Annotated in this window: 15 protein-coding genes and 1 pseudogene; 12 read left to right on the top strand and 4 right to left on the bottom strand. The window is 61.6% G+C overall.

Annotated features, from left to right (window positions below):
• Window positions 1–254: 254 nt before the first annotated feature.
• Window positions 255–1,262: a LacI family DNA-binding transcriptional regulator gene (locus tag ACQ7C1_RS03665; protein ID WP_430957356.1), complete on the bottom strand. Its 1,008-nt coding sequence runs from the start codon at window positions 1,260–1,262 to the stop codon at window positions 255–257.
• 207 nt (window positions 1,263–1,469) lie between these two features.
• On the opposite strand from ACQ7C1_RS03665, the gene ACQ7C1_RS03670 reads away from it, so the two are divergent.
• From ACQ7C1_RS03670 to ACQ7C1_RS03695, 6 genes are all read left to right on the top strand, one after another.
• Entirely contained in the window at window positions 1,470–2,789 is a 1,320-nt protein-coding gene (locus tag ACQ7C1_RS03670; RefSeq protein WP_430957357.1) for an alpha-L-fucosidase, read from the top strand.
• Between the two features lie 49 nt (window positions 2,790–2,838).
• Window positions 2,839–4,059, top strand: a complete 1,221-nt coding sequence (locus ACQ7C1_RS03675; RefSeq protein ID WP_430957358.1) for an ABC transporter substrate-binding protein — start codon at window positions 2,839–2,841, stop codon at window positions 4,057–4,059.
• Between the two features lie 50 nt (window positions 4,060–4,109).
• The gene (locus ACQ7C1_RS03680) at window positions 4,110–5,036 is read left to right on the top strand and encodes a carbohydrate ABC transporter permease (RefSeq protein ID WP_430957600.1); all 927 of its coding nucleotides are present in this window, start codon (window positions 4,110–4,112) and stop codon (window positions 5,034–5,036) included.
• Window positions 5,026–5,916, top strand: a complete 891-nt coding sequence (locus ACQ7C1_RS03685) for a carbohydrate ABC transporter permease (RefSeq protein ID WP_430957359.1) — start codon at window positions 5,026–5,028, stop codon at window positions 5,914–5,916. The genes ACQ7C1_RS03680 and ACQ7C1_RS03685 overlap by 11 nt, the downstream gene beginning before the upstream one ends.
• 199 nt (window positions 5,917–6,115) lie before the next feature.
• Complete coding sequence (locus ACQ7C1_RS03690; RefSeq protein ID WP_430957360.1) at window positions 6,116–7,045, top strand: substrate-binding domain-containing protein; 930 nt, start codon at window positions 6,116–6,118, stop codon at window positions 7,043–7,045.
• A 16-nt stretch (window positions 7,046–7,061) separates the two neighbouring features.
• Window positions 7,062–9,206 (top strand): methyl-accepting chemotaxis protein, encoded by a 2,145-nt coding sequence (locus ACQ7C1_RS03695; protein WP_430957361.1) that lies wholly within the window; start codon window positions 7,062–7,064, stop codon window positions 9,204–9,206.
• A gap of 68 nt (window positions 9,207–9,274) precedes the next feature.
• Here the strand turns inward: ACQ7C1_RS03695 and ACQ7C1_RS03700 are convergent, their stop codons facing one another.
• Both ACQ7C1_RS03700 and ACQ7C1_RS03705 read right to left on the bottom strand, forming a co-directional pair.
• A complete protein-coding gene (locus ACQ7C1_RS03700; protein ID WP_430957362.1) occupies window positions 9,275–10,537 on the bottom strand; it encodes a DUF3422 domain-containing protein in 1,263 nt (420 codons plus the stop codon).
• Between the two features lie 297 nt (window positions 10,538–10,834).
• Window positions 10,835–12,118 (bottom strand): ABC transporter substrate-binding protein, encoded by a 1,284-nt coding sequence (locus ACQ7C1_RS03705; protein WP_430957363.1) that lies wholly within the window; start codon window positions 12,116–12,118, stop codon window positions 10,835–10,837.
• A gap of 191 nt (window positions 12,119–12,309) precedes the next feature.
• Here ACQ7C1_RS03705 and ACQ7C1_RS03710 point away from each other — a divergent pair, with 191 nt between their 5' ends.
• From ACQ7C1_RS03710 to ACQ7C1_RS03735, 6 genes and pseudogenes are all read left to right on the top strand, one after another.
• On the top strand, window positions 12,310–14,832 hold the full coding sequence (locus tag ACQ7C1_RS03710; protein WP_430957364.1) for a hypothetical protein: 2,523 nt from the start codon (window positions 12,310–12,312) through the stop codon (window positions 14,830–14,832).
• Window positions 14,833–14,846: 14 nt separating this feature from the next.
• Window positions 14,847–15,927: pseudogene (locus ACQ7C1_RS03715) on the top strand (glycoside hydrolase family 88/105 protein).
• A complete protein-coding gene (locus tag ACQ7C1_RS03720; protein ID WP_430957365.1) occupies window positions 15,924–17,288 on the top strand; it encodes a glycoside hydrolase family 28 protein in 1,365 nt (454 codons plus the stop codon). The pseudogene ACQ7C1_RS03715 and the gene ACQ7C1_RS03720 overlap by 4 nt, the downstream one beginning before the upstream one ends.
• Window positions 17,276–18,382 carry an ABC transporter ATP-binding protein gene (locus tag ACQ7C1_RS03725; RefSeq protein WP_430957366.1) on the top strand — a complete coding sequence of 369 codons (1,107 nt, stop codon included), beginning with the start codon at window positions 17,276–17,278 and terminating at the stop codon, window positions 18,380–18,382. Before ACQ7C1_RS03720 ends, ACQ7C1_RS03725 begins: the two co-directional genes overlap by 13 nt.
• Before the next feature lies 1 nt (window position 18,383).
• Window positions 18,384–19,379 (top strand): carbohydrate ABC transporter permease, encoded by a 996-nt coding sequence (locus tag ACQ7C1_RS03730; RefSeq protein ID WP_430957367.1) that lies wholly within the window; start codon window positions 18,384–18,386, stop codon window positions 19,377–19,379.
• 1 nt (window position 19,380) lies between these two features.
• Window positions 19,381–20,424 carry a carbohydrate ABC transporter permease gene (locus tag ACQ7C1_RS03735; protein ID WP_430957368.1) on the top strand — a complete coding sequence of 348 codons (1,044 nt, stop codon included), beginning with the start codon at window positions 19,381–19,383 and terminating at the stop codon, window positions 20,422–20,424.
• 268 nt (window positions 20,425–20,692) lie between these two features.
• Here ACQ7C1_RS03735 and ACQ7C1_RS03740 read toward each other — a convergent pair whose 3' ends face one another.
• Entirely contained in the window at window positions 20,693–21,844 is a 1,152-nt protein-coding gene (locus tag ACQ7C1_RS03740; protein ID WP_430957369.1) for an ROK family transcriptional regulator, read from the bottom strand.
• Window positions 21,845–21,976: the final 132 nt, after the last annotated feature.

A 21,976-nucleotide genomic window follows, 5' to 3' on the forward strand; every position in this document is an offset into this window, starting at 1 on the left:
ATCACACATGTATGACAAATATTGCGGTCTTTCAATGGATGAACCGTGCCTGCCGTTACCGGATCGCCAGCAAGAATGGTCTTTTGGATGGGATCTCGTAAGCTTTGGGCGCGGCATTCTCCCGCGCCCCTCATCCCCGTCGCGCAGCCCGTTTATACACCAACGGCAACATACAAGGATGAGGCTCTCTTGGGGCTCCAGTCGATGTCCTCTTCGCCTCTTTCCTCGCCTGGTGATGAGATTTAGCCAAGCCCTTACAGCCGCTTGGTTGACTCCCCGCGCACGAATCTCGGCGTCAGGATGAAATCCTGCGGCGGCTCGGCGGCGGCTTCCGGGCTTCCGATCCTGGCGAGCAGGCGCTGTGCCGCCAGTTCGCCGAGCTTCTGCGCATCCTGCACGACCATGGTGATGCGGGGCGTGATGACGTTGCTCCAAGGCACGTCGTCGACCATTGCCAGCGATACGTCGTCGGGACAGCGGAAGCCCATTTCCTGCATCACCTGCAGGGTTGCCAGCCCCGTCATGTTGTTGGCGCCGATAATGGCGGTCGGGCGGTCGCGGCGGGTGAGCAGGCGCATCGCCTGCGTATGGCCGCCGCTCCTGGTATAGCCGCCCTCGACCACGAGCGACGGGTCGACGTCGACGCCGGCGCCGGCCATCGTGTCCACGAAGCCCTTCAGGCGCTCGTCGGCGGTGTGCAGGCCGCTCGGGCCGGAGATGAAGGCGATGCGCCGATGGCCGAGTTGCAGCAGGTGCTCGGTCAGGATCGTCGTCGTCAGCGGATTGTCGGAGCCGACGAAGTCGCGCTCGGCGCCCTCCACCTTCTGGTCGAACATCACGATCGGCGTCTTGAAGTCGCGCAGGAAGGTTGCGTATTCCTCGCCGCGTCCGTTTGCCGCCAAGGCGATGCCGGCGATTTTCTGCGCCTGCAGCCGCTCCAAGAGCGCCCGTTCGAGATCGGCCCTGCCGGAGGAATCGGCAATCAGTACGAAATAGCCGTGGTCGAGCGCCTGATGCTCGATCTCGCGGCGGATGTCGCCAAAGAACATGTTGCCGAGATTGGCGGACACGAAACCGATGAGCGAGCTGCGCCCGCGCGCCAGCGTCTGGGCCACGGGATCGATGCGGTAGCCGGTCGATTGTATCGCCTTCTGGATGCGGTCGAGCGTCTCGGCGCCGACCCGCTTGGGGCTATTGAGCGCGAGCGAGACGGTCGAGATCGAAACCCCCGCCAGGCGCGCGACATCTCGTATGGTCGTCATGTCTATCGAACCGGTTCTAAAGCTTTCTTTTGTCAGATTTTATTTGTTGTTGCAACACGCTGCGCATTATTGGCTGCTGGCGCGCGGTTTCAAGGATCGTTCCGCCATCTGCGAATTTCGGCTTGACAGGTGCCGGGTCAAGGACGATGCTCAATCGCCGAACCGGTTCGATATGAAGTGGAACCGGAAAACAGGGAGGAGAAACCTGTGACGAGTTCGGAGCGCCAGTCGGAAAATTCGGTGCCGGGAGTGGGTAAGCACGCCTGGTTCAGCCATGATCGTCTTGGACTGTTCATCCATTGGGGCCTCTATGCCCTCGGAGCGCGGCATGAGTGGTTGAAGAACCGTGAAGAGCTGACCGACGACCACTACCAGCGCTATTTCGACAATTTCGATCCCGATCTTTACGATCCGAAGGAGTGGGCGCGCCGCGCACGTCTCGCCGGCATGAAATATGTCGTGGTGACGACCAAGCATCACGAAGGTTTCTGTCTCTGGGACAGCAAGGTCACCGATTACAAGGCGCCGAACACGCCCTGCGGCAGAGACCTGCTGACGCCGCTGGTCGAGGCCTTTCGGGCTGAGGGGCTGAAGATCGGCTTCTACTATTCGCTGCTCGACTGGCACCATCCCGATTTCCCGATCGACGTCCACCACCCCTTGCGCAATCACCCGCAAGCCGAGGCGCTGAACGCCGGCCGCGACATCGCCAACTATGCCGCCTATATGCGCGAACAGGTGCGCGAGCTTCTGACCGGCTTCGGCCGAATCGATATCATCTGGTTTGATTTCAGCTATCCAGGCCGCGAATATCGCGGCCTGCCCGGCAAAGGGCGCGCCGACTGGGAGAGCGAACGCCTAGTCGAGCTGGTGCGCGAGTTGCAGCCCGAGATCATCGTCAACAACCGCCTCGATCTGCCGCCGGGCAAGCTGCCCGATATCACGACGCCAGAGCAATATACGCCGCGCGTGGCGCCCGCTGTCGCCAGCCAGGGAGTGCTCTGGGAGGCCTGCCACACCTTCAGCGGTTCCTGGGGTTATCATCGCGACGAGGATAGCTGGAAGAGCCCGGAGCAGATCATCCAGTTGCTTATCGATTCCGTCGCGCTCGGCGGCAACCTCCTGATGAACGTCGGCCCGACCGGCCGCGGCACCTTCGATGCCCGCGCCATCGCCGCGCTCGAGGTTTACCAGAACTGGATGGAGGTCAACGCACGTTCGATCTACGGCGCCGGTCCGTCCACATTTCCAGTGCCGGCCGGCTGCCGCTACACCCAGCGCGGCAACCGCCTCTACTTGCATGTCTATAACTGGCCTTATCGCCACATCCATATCGAGGGGCTCGCCGACAGGATCGCCTATGCGCAGTTCCTGCACGACGCCAGCGAAGTGCGCTGGCTCAGCCACACCAGGGATGTGGATTCCAATATCGGCGTGATGGTGCCGGAAGGCATGATCACGCTCGAACTGCCGGTCCGGCGACCTGACGTTACCGTCCCGGTGATCGAGATCGTCCTCAAGGCGTGAACTCGGTCGCACTCGCGTGTTCATTGCGTCATGGAGGGAGGAGAAACCCATGAAGGTTCTGAAGAAAACGCTTTTGCTTGCCGCGATTGGCGGCAGCCTCTTTGTCACATCCGCCTCGGCCGAACAGGTCAATCTGACTTGGCAGATGTGGACCGGATCCGACGCCGACACCAAAGGCTGGCAGCACCTGGCCGACATGGTGACCGCCAAATATCCCGATATCAAGGTGACGCTGACGACGACGGGCTGGGTCGACTACTGGACGCGGCTGCCGGTGCTGGCGGCGTCGGGCCAGCTCGCCGACATAGTTTCGATGCAGTCGCTGCGTATGCCGAATTTCTATTCGCTGCTCGAACCGCTGAATGACCGGATCGCGGCCGACAAGTTCGACGTTGGGGCATTCACCCCCTCGATCATCGGCGGCATGTCCGTCGACAAGCAGCTCTACGGCCTGCCCTATGACGTCGGTCCGTGGGTCATCTATTATAACCAGGATGCGCTCCAAGCCGCCGGTATTCCTTTACCGAAGCCGGGCTGGACGCTCGCCGAGTTTACTGATGCCGCCAAGAAGCTGACGAAAGACGGCCAGTATGGCTTCGGCATCACCCCGCAGAACTATTCGGTGCTGGCCTCGGCCTGGGGCGTTAAATACGTCAACGATGCCGGCGAGCTCGATCTTACCAATCCGAGCGCCATTGTCGCTGCCGAGAGGGTGATCGGCTTTGCCGCCAAGGACAAGATCGCGCCGCTGGTGCCGTCGAGCGCCGATGCCGGCACGGTCATCCAGGGCCGCTTCTATTCAGGCAATGTCGCCATGTATGTCGACGGTCCGTGGTCGATCATCGGCATGAAGGACAAGGTCAAGTTCAAGGTTGGTTCCACCACGCTGCCGCGCGCAGACGGAGAGCTTACGGCCGTCACGGCGGGCTCCGGTTTCGGCATTGCCACGACGAGCAAGAACAAGGACGCGGCCTGGAAGGCGATCCAGGTGCTGACCAGCCCGGAAGCATTGCAGTATCTCGCCGAGCAGGGCCGCGCTCTGCCGGCGCGTACGGCCTCGCAATCCTCCTGGTACAAGGTGGCTGCCAAGGACATCACCAATGGGGGCGAGGCGCTGGATTATTCGCTGGCGCATTCGGTGCCCTATGTCATCACCAACAACTGGGCTGCGGTCGAAAATCTCTTCAACCAGTATTTCCCGCCCGCCTTCGGCGGCAGCGCCGACGCCAAGCAGGCAATGGAAACCATCCAGAGCCTCGCGCAGCAATAGAGCGTGCCGCTAGAGCGCGGCGGCAGGAGCTGCCGTGCATGGAGGAAGAGATGTCGGAAAGCGCCATTGCCGAAATTGCCCTGCAGCCCGGTCAGTCCAGGCGCTTCCTGAAGCCCGAGACGCAGACGGCCATGCTGTTCCTGTTGCCGAGTTTCCTCGGCTTCATGATCTTCATGGCCCTGCCGATCGTTGCGTCGCTGGCGCTCTCCTTCACCAACTGGCAGCTGATCTCGACTCCGTCCTTCGTCGGCTTTCAGAATTACATCAAGCTCTTCACCGTCGATCCGGCCTTCTATACCATATTGCGCAACACGCTGTTCTTCGCTGTCGAGTATCTGGCCGTGAATATCATCGTTTCGCTGACGCTCGCGGTCTGGATATCGAGTCTCAAGCGCGGCAAGGCGATCTTTCGGGTGATCTTCTTCCTGCCGACCTTTACCCCGACGATCGCAGCCTCCGTGGTCTGGCTGCTGATCTTCACGCCGGACGGGCTCGCCGACAGCGTCATCCGCTCGCTCGGCCTCGGCCTGCCGAATTTCCTGCTGAGTTCGAGCTGGGCCATGCAGGCGGTCGTGCTCGTCACGCTCTGGGCCAATGTCGGCTACAACGTCGTGATGTTCAACGCCGCGCTCGACCTGGTGCCGAAGCACTATCTCGAAGCGGCGATGATCGACGGCGCCGGTCCCTGGCGACGCTTCTGGCGCATCCGCCTGCCGCTCATCTCACCGACGGTCTTCTTCGCCACCGTCATGACGGCCATTACCTCGCTGCAGGTCTTCGACGAGATCTTCGCCATGACGCGTGGCGGCCCTGGCTCGGCGACGGCGACCCTCGGCTTCGCCATCTACCAGAAGGGCTTCACCAATTTCCAGATGGGTTACGCGTCGGCGCTCGCCTGGGTGATGTTCGTCATGATCATGGCGCTCACCATCCTGCAGTTCCACATGCAGCGCAAATGGGTGCATTATGACGACTGACCCGGCCCCACGGCATCCGCATCCGCATTCCCAGTCCCGGAACGGGTACCGCATTATGCGGGGGATCGGCACCTTCGTCAGCTACGCTGCATTGTCGCTGATCGCGCTGCTCTTCCTCTTTCCCTTCTTCTGGATGGTGTCGAATGCGGTTCGCTCCAACACCGAAGTGCTGGCTGTGCCGGTTCGCATTCTTCCCGAGGAATACCAGTGGGGCAATTTCGTCGAGGCGCTGGTGTCGCTGCCCTTCGGCACCTTCCTGCTGAACTCCTTCGTCGTTGCCTGCGGCGTAACCGCGATCGTCATCGTGGTCTCCTGCCTGTCGGCCTATGCTTTCGCCAGGCTGCGGTTCCCCGGCCGTGAGGGACTGCTGCTCACCTATCTCAGCACACTGATGATCCCGCAGGTGATGCTGGTCATCCCGCTCTTCCTTCTGGTCAGCAAGCTCGGCTGGATCAACACCTATCACGGCATGATCCTGCCGGTCGCCTTCTCTTCCTTCGGCACCTTCCTGCTGCGGCAGTTCATCCTCGGCATTCCCAAGGATCTCGACGAGGCGGCGATGATGGACGGGGCCTCGCGCCTGCGCATCCTGGTCAGGGTCATCGTTCCGCTCGCCATGCCGGCGATCGGCCTGCTGTCGCTCTTTACTTTCATCGCGCAGTGGAAAAGCTTTCTGTGGCCGCTGATCGCCACCAGTGGGCTCGAAAAGGCCACGCTGCCGCTCGGGCTCACACTGTTTCAGACGCAGCAGGGCACCGCCTGGAACTACATTATGGCGGGCGCCACCATCTCCATGGTGCCGGGGGTGATCCTCGCCATCGTGCTGCAGAGGGTAATCTACAAGGGCATCAGCGTCGGCTCCGGCTTCGGTGGAAGATAACGGTAATAAAACAAAGGCTTGAGGTGTCGGTGTCAAGTTTGCCGCGGCGCGTCTCAAGTCCAGGCGGCCGGAGTCGAAGAAGGGGCTGTCGCCACGGCAAGATCACGTCCCCGCCGATACTTCTAGCTCCGGCGCGAAAAGTAAAATTTAACCAAAATTTGAAATAACGCGCTTCTATCCGAATTGCGCAGGGGAATTCATGAAAACGGCCACGCTTGCATCCATCGCCTTGGCGATGTCGGTCTCTGTTGCCAACGCTCAGACGATCGGCGTTTCAATGTCCGATCTCGACAAATTCAGGACGGCGCTTCTCAATGGCGTCGTCGCCCACGGGCAGACGGTCTCCGGCCTCAAGCTGGTTACCGAGAACGCCAAGGGCGACAACGAGCTGCAGAAGAAGCAGGTTCAGAAGCTCATCGCCGACAAGGTCGACGCCATCATCCTGGCGGTCTCCGATGGCGATCTCGGGCCGCAGATGACCAAGATGGCGGCGGATGCGGGCATTCCGCTTGTTTACATCAACAACGTTCCTTCGAACCTGCTCGATCTTCCCGAAAATCAGGTCGTGGTCGCCTCCAACGAAAAGGAATCCGGAACGCTGGAGACGAAGCAGGTTTGCGCGCTGCTCAAGGGCAAGGGCCGCGTCGTCGTGCTGATGGGCGAGGCTTTCCACGCCGCGGCCCGCGCCCGAACGCAGGATATCTCGGATGTCATCGCCACGCCCGACTGCAAGGGCCTGGAGATCGTCGAGCGGCAGGCTGCCTACTGGTCGCGCGATAATGCCGACCAGCAGATGCAGGAGTGGCTTGCGGCCGGCGTCAAGTTCGACGCCGTTATCGCCAACAATGACGAGATGGCGCTCGGCGCGATCCGCGCCATGAAGAAGGCCGGCATGCCGATGAAGGATGTCGTCGTCGCCGGCGTCGACGCGACCGACGATGCGCTTGCCGCGATGGTATCAGGCGATCTCGACGTGACCATTCTCCAGAGCGCTGTCGGACAGGGTGCCGCGGCGGTCGACGCCGCCGTGAAGCTCGTCAACAAGGAGAAGGTGCCGCGCGAAAACAACGTTCCCTTCGAACTCGTCACACCTGAGAACATCTCCAAATACCTGCCGAAGAGCCAGTGAGCATAAGAGGCCTATAATGTTGCATTTCTGGAATAAATTCGGCATCCGAGCGCAGATCACTTCCGGCTTCGTGCCGTTGATCCTTCTGATGAGCCTGCTCACCGTCAGCGCGATCTCCGGCATGAACGGGCTTGCCGCCATTTTCTCCTCCTATCGCGCCACGGCGGGGCAGAGCCTCGCCATCTCGGATTACAGCGATCAGCTGCACGAGATCCAGATGTCGGCGGAAGCCTTCCGCTCGACGCCGACGCAGGCTGTCGTCGACAATTTCCGCGCCGGCGAGAAGGCCTTCGAGGCGGACGATCCGCGTTTCGCCGGCAATAAGGAGCTGCAGTCCGGCCTTGCGATGATCCGCCAGGATATCGCTGCCTACGGAAAGGCCTTCGAACAGATCGTCACCCTTCAGGCCCGGCGCGATCTGCTGATCTCCAAGGTCACCGAATTCGGCCCTTGGACCAGCATCGCGCTCAACGACGTCATGCGCAGCGCCTGGCGCCAGAACGATGTCGCCCTGCTGCACATGACGGCAGAAACGCTGGAAGCCCTGAACCGCAGCCTCTATTTCTCCGAGCGCTTCGTCCACTCCAACGATTTTGCCGCCTATGACACGGCGCAGGCAGCGCTTGTCCAGGCGGTGGCGCTGAATGACGCCGCCGCCAAGGCTGCCAAGAACGACCTGCAGAAGAAGCGTTTGATGGGCGCCGGCCAGCTCATGCAGAACTACACCGCGCGCCTCGGCGACATGAAGGAGGTGCTGCAGACCTCCGGCAATATCCGCCAGACGCAGTTGAACGTTTTGGCGCCGAAGATCGCAGGCGAGTTCAAGGACCTGCAGGCGACCGTGACAGGCGCGCAGAAAAACCTCGACGGCTCGGTCGAAGCAACGGTTGCCTCGGCCACCAGCACGACGCTTGTCATCAGCGGCCTGTTGATCGTCATCGGCCTCGTGCTTTCCTATTTCGTCGGTCGCCTGATTTCCTCAGCGGTGCGCGGCATGGCACAGTCCATGGAACAGCTTGCCCGCGGCGACGATGCCATCGTGATCACGGGCGTCGAGCACCGGCACGAACTCGGCGCCATGGCGCGTTCGCTGAAGGTGTTCCAGGAGACCGGCCGCGCCAAGCTGATCGCCGAAGCCAATGCCGAGCGAGCGCGTCTGGCGGCCGAAGAAGAGCGGCTGCGCCAGGAAGCCGAGCGTCTCAGCGATGCGCAGGTGATGGAACATGCCTTCCACCAGATTTCGATTGGGCTTGATGCGCTCTCGAAGGGTGATCTCTCGGTCCGCGTCGGTGAAGTCGACCATCGCTATGTCCGAATCCGTGATCACTTCAACAGCTCGGTCGCGAGCCTTGAAGAAGCGGTCGACTCGGTCATCCGCGCGGTCACCACCATCCGCTCCGGCCTTGCCGAAATCTCCACCGCTTCCAACGATCTTGCCCGCCGCACAGAGCAGCAGGCGGCTTCGCTGGAGGAAACCGTTGCAGCCCTCGGCGACGTTACCCGCGGCGTCAACGGGACGGCCGAGGGCGCCAGCCGCGCCCAGGCGGTGGTGGCAACCGCCCGCACCAACGCTGAAAAGGGCGGCGAGATCGTCTCCCGCGCCATCGCTGCGATGACGGAAATCCAGAATTCGTCGTCGAAGATCGGCAACATCATCAGCGTCATCGATGAGATCGCCTTCCAGACTAACCTGCTGGCGCTGAATGCCGGCGTCGAGGCTGCGCGAGCCGGTGAAGCGGGCAAAGGCTTTGCCGTCGTCGCTCAGGAAGTCCGCGAGCTTGCCCAACGCTCGGCCAATGCGGCCAGGGAGATCAAGGAACTGATTTCCACCTCCTCGGCGCAGGTCAAGACGGGCGTCGAGTTGGTCGGCGAATCCGGTCTCTCCTTGGAGCAGATTGTCGAGCAGGTCTCCGCGATGAATGCGACTGTCGCTGAAATCGCCGTCGCCGCCCGCGAGCAGGCGACGAGCCTGCGCGAAGTCTCGGCTGCCGGCGACCAGATGGACAAGGTGACGCAGCAGAACGCGGCGATGGTCGAAGAAACCACGGCCGCCGCCCAGAGCCTGACGCACGAGACAGAAAGCCTTGCCGAACTGCTGCGGCGCTTCAAGACGGGCAGTGGCCTGGCATCGGTCCATCGGCACTACGCAATAGCGTCATAAGTGCTGTTGACGCAGGCAAACATCGCCGCTGCGAGAACGGCGGCGATGAACGCGCGTGTAAGATCGCGTCAGTGGCTTCCGGATGCCGGAGCTTGTGGGGCGCCGGCGATGCTTCGGCGGACGTGGCGAATTGCAGTCCAGACGGCAAAAAGCACGAGCGGGATGGCTCCGAGAACGGCGAGTTTCGCAATATGCGGATCAACACCCAGTTCGGAAATGCTTTCGAGACAGATCTTCGCCAGGCCGACGGTATAATAGGTGATGGCGATGACGGAGAAGCCTTCGACAGCCTGCTGGATATGAACCTGAATGCGCGCCCGCTCTTCCATCGAGGTCAGCAGCGACGCGTTCTGATCTTCGAGCTGAACCTGCACGGTGGTTCTCAGGAGGTCGCCGGCGAGACTAACGCGTTCGGCGAGTTCGTCGAGGCGGCGCTCGGCGGCACGAACCGAGCGGACGGCTGGTTGAAACCGGCGGTCGATAAATGTGCCGATCCTCTGGCGCTGCTCGGCACGTTCTTCGCGAAGCTCCGACAGCCTGCTCGCGACGATTTCGGCATAGGCTTTTGTCGCGCCGAAGCGGTGGCGGGCAAGCGCCGAGAAATTGAGCACATCAGAGGAGAGCCTGGTCACCTCGGAAAGCAGCGCCTTGTCGACTTTAACCGCACTCTGCATATGGCTGATCAGGAGGTCGAGGCGCTGGTCGAAGGTGGAAAGCTTCGAGACAGTCTCGCGTGCCATCGGCATGGCAAGCAGCGCCATCATCCGATATGTTTCGATCTCCAGGAAACGCCTGACCATGCGGCCGGTGCGATAGGCATTGAGATTGCGGTTGAAGAACAGGAATTCCACGAAGCCGCTGTCCGTCAGACGGAAGTTCGAGTGCACCTCCGCATCGCCGCCGCCGACCCTTGAGGCGACATAGTCGAGCTTCGGTTTTTCGAGGGGAGGCCCGTCTTTTTCGTCGCGCACCAGCACGCGCACGGCCGCTATGGTCTTGCCGTCGATCTGGCGGCAGCACGCCTGAAAGGCTTCCGGTGGCTGACTGCCCGGTTCTGCCGACGCCGGCACGACGAAGGTCAAGGTCAGGAATTCGGTATGAGCTTCCCATTTCAGCCGGCCGTCGCCGACACGGCCGATGCCGTGGTTGCCCTCTCGGGTGGTGGTGACATCTTCCAGTCCCGGCAGCGAAGCCGGGAACGGTGGAGGGGCATTGTCGCCGACGATGGCGATGTGCCAGACGTCGGTGTCGCCGTCGAAGTAAAGCGACGGGCGCGCATGGAGCTCATTGTGAAGTTCTCTTCGCAGCGGATGCTCGGAGCCGAGTGGCATGGAGAGGCACCTCAATGGACTGGACCGCCGGTTGGTCGACGTTCGTAAGTTGAGCCTGACACCGGCGAGCCCGCCAGCCGATAACGCCTATAGCCTCTCGCAAAGCTCGTGTCACGACGCCGCGGAACCGTCCTGTCTATCAGCGCGAATCTGCCGCACCGGCTTGCCCTGAATCAGAGCAGGCCCGAGGGCAATGAGGCTTTCGAAAAGCTGAGCAGCGGCGAAATGGATCAGCCACGGCCCGTTGCGAGGCCGTGGCTGATGCGTGCGCACATTCTGCGGGAAGGCGTGATCAGATTACTTGGCGGCAAGCGCGCCGTTGATCTTGTCGACGTCGGCGCTCATGGCCTTGAAGGTGTCGTCGAGGGAAAGTTCGCCGACGATCAGCTGGCTCATCCGCTGGACGATCAGCTGGTACACGGCAGAGGATCCCTTGAGACGTTCGAGGTCACGGGCCGCCTGCGGCACGCTGTTGCGGCTTCCGAGGAAGACGGCCATGGCGTCCTTGGCATTCTTGCTCTCGAGCTTGTATTGCGGGTCCTTGATATCGGCGCCGGTCAGGATGACGTAATTTTCGGCGATCTCGCGCTGGACCTTTTCAGAGCCGAGGAACTCGATAAACGCGGCCACGGCTTCGGGATATTTGGTGCGCTTGAAGCCGACGATCGCGGTGCCGCCCGGCATTGCGTAGCAGCCGGCATCGCCGCAAGGCGCGCTGATGGCGGTCCAGTCGAAGGAGTCGGCGATCTTCTTCTGGAACGGATTGACCATCCAGTTGCCGGCGATATAGGTCACGACATTGCCGTTGACGAACTCGTCGCCCATGTTTTTGTACTGGGTTCCGCCGGCCGCACCCCACATTTCCTTCGGGAAGGAGCCGTCCTTCGTCCAGTTGTAGAGGTCCGTGATGTAGCGCTTGGCCGCATCGTCGGGGAAGAAGAACTTGCCGTCCTTGACGTAGTTCGCGCCGTAGGAGAAGGCAGCACCCGAGAAGCGATGGCCCGAGCGGTCCATCGTGAAGGGGATCTGGGCGCCGGTCGCCTTGGCGACGCGGGCGGAGGCCTCGACGATCTCCTTCAGCGTGGCGGTCGGCTTCGGAAGCGGTTCGTTTGCCTGTTCGAAGAGCGTCTTGTTGACGAAGGGCAGGTTGAAGGTCTGCGAGGCAATATAGCCGTTGATCGAGTTCGGATCGTTGACGCCTGGGAAACGAAGCGTGTTCAGGCTATCGCCGTGCAGCTTGGCGAAGCCGTCCGGATCCTTCATGTAGGGGCGCATGTCGAGATAATAGGGCGCAAGCTGCCAATCGGTGATCTTGGCGATGTCAGGACCCTCGCCGACGGCAAGCTGTACCGGCAGCTGCTTGGCGACCGCGTCATAGCCTGAAGAGACGAAGTTGACCTTGACGTCGGGATGCGCCGTTTCGAATTCCTTGCTCAGCGCTTCCATCCGCTCGACGTAAGCCTGGTCGTCGTCGGTGAACAAGAAGGTGATCGTCTTGGTTTCCGCCATGGCAGTGCTGGACCAAGCGAGGGAAACGGTCGCCAACGCCAGTGCGAAAGCCCCTGATAGACACGTTTTCATTTTCATCCTCCCATGAAAACATTTTCATCAATCGCGGCCTCGGCCATCGATATGACAATTTCATATACTTGACTTTCGTCTCGTCAAGCTATTTCCTGCGGCGATAGCGAGGTTTTTGAGCATTTTCCGAAAATGATGCTCACGAAGTAACCAGTGAAAAAATTTTCATATGATTGCGGAGGAGGCAGTCTGTGAACGCGGAATCTATCAAGCAACCGGACGGCATGGCGCCCGCCTACAGCGTGGCCGAGGGCCAGACGATCACCGCGTGGGCGGTTTCCGGCCTCATTGCCAGCTATTTTCCCGGCGAGCCGGCGCCTGCCGAAGACCGCGTCAACTATCGTTTCATCAACGGCTTCGTCGACGTCGGCGACCTGCCTTGCCGCAAGGCCTTCTGGTCGACCATGGTCGGACGCGAGCTCATGCCCGACACAGCTTGGCCGACCGAAAGCCTCTATCTTCCCGGCTCGAATCGCCGCGTCGAGTTCACCAGCTTCTGGCATGTGCCGACGCATGTCAGGAAATGGCTGAAGGGCACCTTCACGACGGACACCCCGCGCACGCTCAACCTCGCGCTCAAGACCTGCGGCGGCGTGCGCATTTGGGTCAACGGCCAAGAGGCGGTGCGCTTCGAACCCTTCAAGCGCAACGTCGAGAGCGCAACCGAGATAAGTTTGCCGCTCCAAGCAGGCGACAACGAGATTCTCGTCCATACCGAAGATCTTGCCGAACGAGACACGACCTGGTTCTTCGAACTCGAAATGCTGGACAAGGAGCCGCTCTGCGTACTGCTGCCTGTATCGCTCGATCAGGATGAGGTGCGGGAGCTGGAAGCACTTTCGCGCGGCGTGCGCCCGGCCCGCGACGTCTTTGTCAGAGAGCCGCTGGAGATCATCTTCGATACGGCGCCGGAGCGCGACCTGCCGGTGGAGCTAAAAGTGGTCGGCCATGGTCATGAGCGCCCGATTCTCGCTCATGCAAAACTGACCCTGCATGCCGGCCAGAATCGGCTGACGGCGGACGATGTCTGCACCATTGCCGACGGTTATCACGGCATCCACATGACGATCGGCTCCGGGCCGGGCTCGGTCACCCGCGTCATCGATGCCGCCTTCATGGGCAGCATTTCGCCATTGCCGGCAGAGGCATCGCTTGCCGCCCGCAAGCGGCAGGCGCTGGAATACAGCGCCCGCTTCGGCGCCAACCGCGCCGGCCGCCTGATCGCCATGATGGAAACCGGCTACGACGACCGGGAGAGCTTCGACCGCATTATCGATGCGACGCTCGCCTCCATCGATGCGCGCGAGGATTGCTCGGATTTCATCATGGTGCCGCTCCTGTGGCTGCTCGGCGCCTATGGTGACCGCATGCCCAAGGCCACGGTCGAGCGCATCCGTCACTCCGTTCTCTCCTATCGCTACTGGGTCGACGAGCCAGGCAATGACGCGATGTGGTTCTGGAGCGAGAACCATGTGCTCTGCTTTCATACCAGCCAGCTTCTGGCCGGACTTTTCCTGCCCGACGAGCTGTTCTCGGCCTCGGGGCGGACGGGACGGCAGCAGGCGGAACTCGCCGTGGAGCGCCTCGGGCGCTGGTTCGACAGCGTCGAGGCCCATGGTCTGGCCGAGTGGAACTCGGCCGCCTATTACCCGATCGATTTCATTGGCCTGCTGGCGCTGGAGCGCTGGGCCGAAAGCGGAATCGCCGGCCGGGCCCGCGGCCAGATCGATCTCATCTTCCGCATGATCGCTCTTCATACGCTTGCCGGTGTCCCGGCGGGGTCGCAGGGGCGCGCCTACGACAAGGAACTGCGCGCCGGCCCGCTGACCGAGCTTGCGCCTTTCGCCCAGGTCGCCTTCGGCACGGGCTGGCTCAACAATGGCGTGGCGGCGCTCACCATGTTCTGCGCCGGCGGTTATGAACCGCCGGCCGATCTAGCCGAGCTTGCTTCGCTTTCGCGAGGAAGAAGCGTCGAGGCCCGCTACAGTCAGGGGCTGGAGAGCGGAAAGCTCGTGCTCTTCAAGAGCGAGGCCGCGCAGCTTTCGACTGTCGTCGATCACAAGACTGGCCGAAAGGGGCATCAGCAGCACGTACTGGATGTCCGGCTCGCCGGCCATCCGATGGCGAGGCTCTGGGTCAACCATCCCGGCGAAGACGATCCGTGGGGCAATCAACGGCCGTCCTATTGGGCCGGCAACGGCATCCTGCCGCGTGTTGCCCAGCATCGCGACGTCGCCCTTTTGATCGAGGACACGGGCGACGCGCGGCATGCCTGGACGCACGCCTATATTGGCCGCGACGGGCTCGACGATCTGATTGTCGAAGACAAATGGCTGATCGCCCGGTCGGGCAGGGGATTTGCCGCTCTCTGGGCCTCGAACGGCCTGGAGCTGATCACGGACGGCCCGACCGCCGGCCGCGAGGCGCGCTCGCATGGATCGCTCTGCGGTTGGGCGGCCATCGTAGCATCCGGCAATGACGATGCTTTCAAAGCCTTCATAGAGCGCCTGTGCCAGACGGCGGTGTCCTTCGATCCGACGCTTCGGCGCCTTTCCCTGACGCCGCCGGGCGCCCCGGCGATCGCTCTTTCCTATGCCGACGGTTTTTCGATCGCCGGTCAGCCCCGGCCGTTCACGCATGAACAGCCGCATCCGATCCTCACCCACGACAGCGCCGCATTCCAAGCCGGCACTGACGGGCCGTTTTACTGCTAACATAGGTCTCCAGCATGAACACAGCATCTGTCGACAACGCCGCCCTCCTGACGACGATCGATCGCGTGGCGACGGCTTTCAGCCGGCTCAGGGGCATCAAGGAAGGTCTCGTGACGGACAATGCCGCCTCCGGCATCCAGTTCGACGAATGGGACTGGGAAGTCGGCGTCGGCCTTTACGGATTCCTGCGCCAACGACCAGAAGGCGCTGCAGGAGCTCGTCACCTGGTACAGCGCCCAGATCGAACGCGGCATTCCGCCGCGCCAGATCAACAGCACGGCGCCGATGCTGCCGCTGGCAATCCTCGTCCAGCATGTTGACCGCCCGGATTTTCGCGCCCTCGTCGAAGACTGGGCCGGCTGGCTGATCAAGGAACTGCCGAAGACCGAGGACGGCGGCTTTCAGCATGTCTGCAAGGAGCGCGTCAACGACGGCGAATTGTGGGACGATACGCTGTTCATGGCCTGCCTCTTCCTTGCCCAGGCCGGGGTGCTCTGCGAGCGCAAAGACTGGATCGACGAGGCCGTCTATCAGTTCGTGCTCCACACGCGCTATCTCTCCGATCCGGTGAGCGGCCTCTGGTATCACGGCTGGACCTTCAACGGCCGCCACAACTTCGCCAACGCCTTCTGGGCACGCGGCAATGCCTGGATCACCGTTGCCATTCCCGAACTCTTCGACCTCGTCCCGACGCTCGGCGAGAAGGACCGGCGTTTCCTGTCGAATGTCCTTGTCAGCCAGGTGCGCTCCTTGAAGGCATACCAGCGGCCGGACGGCATGTTCACGACGCTTCTGGACGATCCGTCCTCGCCGTTCGAAACCTCGGCAACGGCTGGCATCGCCTACGGCATGTTGCGCGCTATCGATGCCGGCATTCTCGACGAGAGCGACAGGGTCCATGCGGAGCGCGCGCTCAAAGCCGTGATGGCGCAGATCGACGACGAAGGCGTCGTCCACGGTGTTTCCGATGGCACGCCGATGGGCCATGATCTCGATTTCTATCGGCACATCCCGAACCTGCCGACGCCTTACGGCCAAGCGCTGACCATGCTGCTGCTGACCGAAGTTCTGATTGAGAACGGCCGCCGCCAATGAGCGCTCCCTCCCTTGTCGCGATTGAGGCGCTCGACAGCGACAACACCGACCGTCTGCAGGCGGCGATCGACGGCCTTTCTGCTTCCGGCGGCGGACGCCTGGAGCTCCTGGCGGGCATCCACCTCTGCCGGGGGCTTCAGCTGCGCTCCGGCGTCGATCTGCATCTGACCGCCGGCGCGATCCTGCGTCCCATTCCCGATTATGCCGCTTACGCGCATACGACGGTTTCGGTGATCGCCGAGAAGTCGGATCGCGGCATGATCGTGGCGAGGGATGCGCGGCGGATCAGCCTGACGGGGGAAGGGCGCATCGAAGCCGGCTGCGAAAGTTTCATCACAGGAGACGACGAGACGGTCGGAACCTTCATCCCGGCCGAATTCCGTCCTCGCGTCGTCGTCTTTGAAGGCTGCGACGATGTCGAGATCAGTTCCGTCACCATCAGCCGCTCGCCGATGTGGACGCTGCATTTTGTCGACTGCACCGATGTCGCGGTCCGCTGCGTCACCATCGAAAACGACCGCCGCCTTCCCAATACGGATGGCATCGTGCTCGACGCCTGCCGCGGCGCCGTCATCGAGGACTGCAACATATCGACGGCCGACGACGGCATATGCCTGAAGACGAGCATCGGTCCTGAAGGTGTGGCCATTGGCCGGTGCGAGAACATTGTCGTGCGCCGCTGCTCCGTTCAGAGCTTGAGCTGCGCGCTGAAGATCGGCACGGAAACACATGGCGATGTCACCAATATCCTGTTCGAGGATTGCAGCGTCGCGTCTTCCAACCGGGCGCTCGGCATATTTTCCCGCGACGGCGGCAGGATCTCGAATGTGAGGTTTTCCAGAATCTCGGTAGAGTGCCGTGAAACGCCGGATGGTTTCTGGGGCTCGGGGGAGGCGCTGACCGTCAATGTCGTCGACCGTATCGCCGAACGCCCCGCGGGCGCCGTCGAAAATCTCATCGTCGAAGATGTGACCGGCCGTATGGAAGGGGCGATCACCATCATTGCGGCCGCGCCGTCAGGCATCCGGAACGTGTCGCTGGCCCGTATCGCCGTCGATCAGCAGCCCGGAGAGCTCGGCACGGGGCGGACCTACGACCTGCGCCCGACGAATGCCGACCTCGCGCCGAAGGCGGATGGCGGCGGGCGTGCCAATGCCTGGACCCGAGGTTCGGACGGACGGGTGATCGGCCTGCAGGACTATCCCGGCGGAATGCCGGCCGTCTACGTGGCCGATGTCGCCGGCATATTGATGAACGAGGTGCGGATTACGAGGCCTGCACCGCTGCCGCAAGGCTGGAACGCAATCGACGTCGTCATGGAAACGACGGCATCTGATGGGAGTGGGGCATGGCAGAACTGAAACTTTCCACCGTCAACAAGTCGTATGGCGCTGTCAAAATCCTGCATGACGTCGAACTCGACATCAAGGACGGCGAATTCGTCGTCTTCGTCGGTCCGTCGGGCTGCGGCAAGTCAACCCTTTTGCGGGTCATTGCGGGCCTTGAGGAGGTGACCTCGGGCGCAATCGCGATCGGTGGACGCGACGTCAGCGCGCTGTCACCGGCCGAGCGTAAAATCGCGATGGTCTTCCAGTCCTATGCGCTCTATCCGCATATGAGCGTACGCAAGAATCTGGCTTTCGGCCTGGAAAATCTGAAGTTCAAGCGGGCAGAAATCGAGGCACGCATTGCTGAGGCGGCCAGGATGCTGGCGATCGAACCCTATCTCGACCGGCGTCCGAAGCAGCTTTCCGGCGGCCAGCGCCAGCGTGTGGCGATCGGCCGGGCGATCGTACGCGAGCCCGACATTTTCCTCTTCGACGAGCCGTTGTCGAACCTCGATGCGGCGCTGCGTGTCCAGACCCGGGCCGAGATCACCAAGCTCCATCGCGACATCAAGACGACGATGATCTACGTCACCCACGACCAGGTCGAGGCGATGACCATGGCCGACAAGATCGTCGTTTTGCGCGCCGGTCGGGTCGAGCAGGTCGGCGCACCGCTGGAGCTCTTCGATCATCCGCGCAACCTCTTCGTCGCCGGATTCCTCGGTTCGCCGCGCATGAACATCATCAAGGGCAAGGTCTCGGGCGTCGGCGAAAGCGGCGTCGTCGTAGATGTCGGCAACGGCGGCACGATCGTCAGCAATGTCGATCCCGCCGGCATTGCGGTCGGTCAGTCGGTTGTTGCCGGTATCCGGCCCGCGCATTTCTCCCGCTCCAGCGAGCGGGGCCTGCCATTCGTCGTGCAGTATCATGAGGGGCTCGGGACCGAGACCTATGTCTACGGCAACCTCGCCGGGCAAGACGATCAGATCATCATCCATGAAGCCGGCCATTTCGCGCCGGTTTCGGGCGACCGGATCATGATCGATGCCGATCCGGCCCGCGTTCATCTGTTCGATCCCGAAAGCGGCCTGGCCTTTGGCAGGCGGTCCGGGCAGGGGAGGCGCTAAAATGGCAGAATTCACAGCCGGTACATTGCTGTCTCAGACAGGCGAAACGGCGATGAGGGTGGTCGAGGCGCCGATGAATGCGATCGAGCGTCTGTTCGGCCGCAAGCGGATGCCATGGCTGTTCCTGGCGCCGAACCTCATCCTGTTCGCCATCTTCACCTTCCTTCCCATCGCGATCGCGATCGGCTACGCCTTCACGGGCGGCACTAATCTCTTCGTCTCCGACCGGCCGTTCGTCGGTCTCGACAACTTCCGCACCCTGCTTTCCTGCGGCAATTATCTCCAGCCAGGAACCTGCCAAGAATCGCTGTTCTGGACGGCAGTGTGGAACACACTTTGGTTCGTGGCCTTCAACGTCGTCGCCACATTGCTGGTGGCGCTGATCACGGCGCTGATCCTCAACCGGGCGATCTTCGCGCGTGGCTTCTTCCGGGCGATGTTCTTCTATCCGGTTCTACTGTCTCCCGTCGTCATCGGCCTGATCTGGAAGTGGTTCCTAGATCGCAACGGCCTGCTGAACGCCTTCTTTCAGATGCTTGGCGTTCCCCCTGAGATCTTCCTGCTTGATGTCGGCTGGTCGCGCCTTTTCGTTGTGGTCGTGTCGGTCTGGTTCCATATGGGCTTTTACACGCTGATTCTGCTCGCCGGCCTCCAGGCGATCCCGAAAGATCTTTACGAGGCCGCGTCGATCGATGCCGCTTCGCCGCGCCGCACACTGTTCAGGATCACGCTTCCGCTTCTTGCCCCGAACCTGCTTGTTGTATTCATCCTTCTGATGATCAAGTCGGTGCAGATCTTTGACGAAGCCTGGGTTCTGACCAATGGTGGCGGTCCGGGCACGGCCAACAGCTTCATCGTCCAATATATCTACCAGATGGCTTTCGGCAGCGATCTCCGTCTCTTCGGGCTTGCGTCGGCCGCATCGGTTCTCATGGGGCTGGTGCTTCTGGTTCTCACCCTCATACAGCTGCGCTTGGGCAAACGAATGGAGTCCTGAGATGAACCCGATCAGTTTTCTCTCACGCACACGCCGGGCCGGACGCATCGATATCACCGATATTTTGTCATGGGTCTGGCTGATCGGCGGAACACTCGCGGTGCTCATCCCCGTCGTCTGGGCAGGCCTCTCCTCACTGAAGCCGGCGGCCGAGATCACCCGCTTTCCGCCGTCGCTGCTTCCGCGGGCCGCCGTGGAGCAGACCGTGCCCGGATTCGACAAGCCGCTCAGCCTTTGGAACGTCACGATTGACGGCCAGCAGCGTGAAATGGCCATGATCAGGCGCATCGGTCTCAAGGCCCAGATGGTCGATCCTGCAAATCCGGGACAACCGGTCAGCGTTGACGTGAAGGGAATCACGCCGGTGCAGCATCTGACCGTTGCCACCGAGAACTTCACCGATCCGCTGACGCGCTTCAACTTCCTGACCTTCCTGAAGAACTCGGTCTTCGTCACTGTGGTTGCCACGCTGCTGACGCTTATCGTCAACGCTATGGCTGCCTTTGCGCTGTCGAAATACAAGTTTCGGGGCGATACGACTGTGTTCGTCATCATCATCTCAACGCTCATGATCCCGCTTGCCGTCGTCATGGTTCCCGCCTATCTCGTCATCGTCGGGGTCGGTGCCGATAACCTCTGGGGTGTCATCCTGCCGACCGTCGCCTCGCCGACGGCCGTTTTCCTGCTGCGGCAATATATGCTGACCATACCGGACGAGCTGATCGAGGCGGCGCGCGTCGATGCGGCGAGCGAATTCTGCATCTTTTGGCGGATCATCCTGCCGCTGACGGCGCCGGCGCTTGCGGTGCTGGCGATCTTTTCCGTGCTCTGGCGCTGGAACGATTTCCTCTGGCCGCTCATCGTCCTCAACAGCCGTGAGAATTTCACCCTGCAAGTCGGTCTCAACGCCTTCCAGGGAGAGTTCTCGGTGCAGTGGCACTATATCCTGGCGATGACGTTCCTCAGCCTGTTGCCCGTCACCGTCGTCTTCCTGTTCCTGCAGAAATACATCACCACAGGCATTGCCGGTACGGGAATGAAATGAATGAATCCTGGCGCGCCCCGATTGGGGTCGAGATGAGGAAACCTCCCAAGCATCGAAGACTGCCTTCCCATCTCATCGCGCCGGCTGAAGCGCACCGCATCTGGTCCTGCGGTGCGCTTCAGTCCGTTTAGAGCAATTCCAGGAAAAGTGTGAAGCGGGTTTCCGTGGGGAATTGCGTAAAAAAAGACTTAGAGCGGTTCAGCGCTTCCATGAAAAGCTGAACTGCTCCATAGGGGAGGCCGCGCGAGCTTGATTAGCTGAGCCACCATCACAAAACGGTTTCGAAGAGCGGGATCAAGGCCGCGCCGATCGCGCCGGGGGCATCGATGATCTTCGCCACGGCCAGCCCCGGAACGTCGCGCAAGGCGCCATGCCGAGGCAGATTATTGAACTCGGTCCGTTCGATCAGCATTCTCGCAAGTGAATGTGGAAGCTCGCCGCCAAGCACGATCAATGCCGGGTCGAAGATCGCGCAGATCGCATTGACGGCTCGATTGTGGGCCGGAGTGACGCGGTCGATCCATTCCTCGACACCATCCCACTCCACCATATTTTCGTTCTTCAGATCCTTCAGGGTCAGGCCGCCGCGCCCCTTGCTGCGAAGATGCTCGAGCAGCTGGTTGAGAGCGGGGCGATCATCGTAGTCGTGACGCCCGAAAAGAACGGAGATTTCGCCGGCATTTCCGAAACTGCCGCGAAACGGCACGCCGCCGGAGACAAGGCCGCCGCCATAGCCATGAAGGTGGGCGATATAGGCAAAATCGGCAACGTCACGTCCGACGCCGAAAATTGCTTCCGCCAAGGCCGCAGTCCTGGCGACATTGTCCGCCCAGACCGGCAGGCCAATCCGCTCCCCAAGCAATGGCGCCAGGTCGATCAGCGACCAGTGGGCGAGCGGCAGGGGACAATTGAAAGCCGTATCCAGCATACGATGGCCGGAGACTGCGAGGCCGACGCCGAGGATGTCGCGCCGCTTGGCGCCGCGCCGGGCGAGGATCTGTTCGACGGCTGCTTCGATCCGCTCCATTTCCAGGGGTAGCGACGAGCCGGCCTGGGGAATTTCCATATTGTCCAATGGTTCGCCGAAACCCATGAGGCAAAGGCCAATCGTTCCGACGTTGATGGAGATGCCGAGTGTCAGACACCACTCCCTTCGCAGTGTCAGCTCCGGACTTGGTGGACCGGCGCGCCGGTTTTCCGATTGGGAAAAGACGATCATTCCCCGATCATGAAGCCGGCCGACGATTCTGTGCAGCGATTGCTGGGTGAGATCGAGTGGATCGGTCAGGCTGGAGCGCTCGATGCCGGGCGACTTCCAGATCAACCGCAAAAGGTCCCGTTCGTTACGCGAGGCTACTCTCGCGGGCTCTGTGTCTCGCAGGAAATGTGGGGCAACGTGGTCCAGCGGAGCGTACTTCATTTTCCAAACATATTGATTTACACTGTAAGTGTGAAGCAGGTGGAGGGGACGCTTTGCTTCTGCGGGGCAACGAAATCATCCGTGGTTTTGCCGGTCCTGCTTAACCCATCAAGATTGGCCAGACCAGTCGCG

It is taken from the genome of Rhizobium sp. Nf11,1 (genome assembly GCF_050587665.1).
Classification (GTDB): domain Bacteria; phylum Pseudomonadota; class Alphaproteobacteria; order Rhizobiales; family Rhizobiaceae; genus Rhizobium.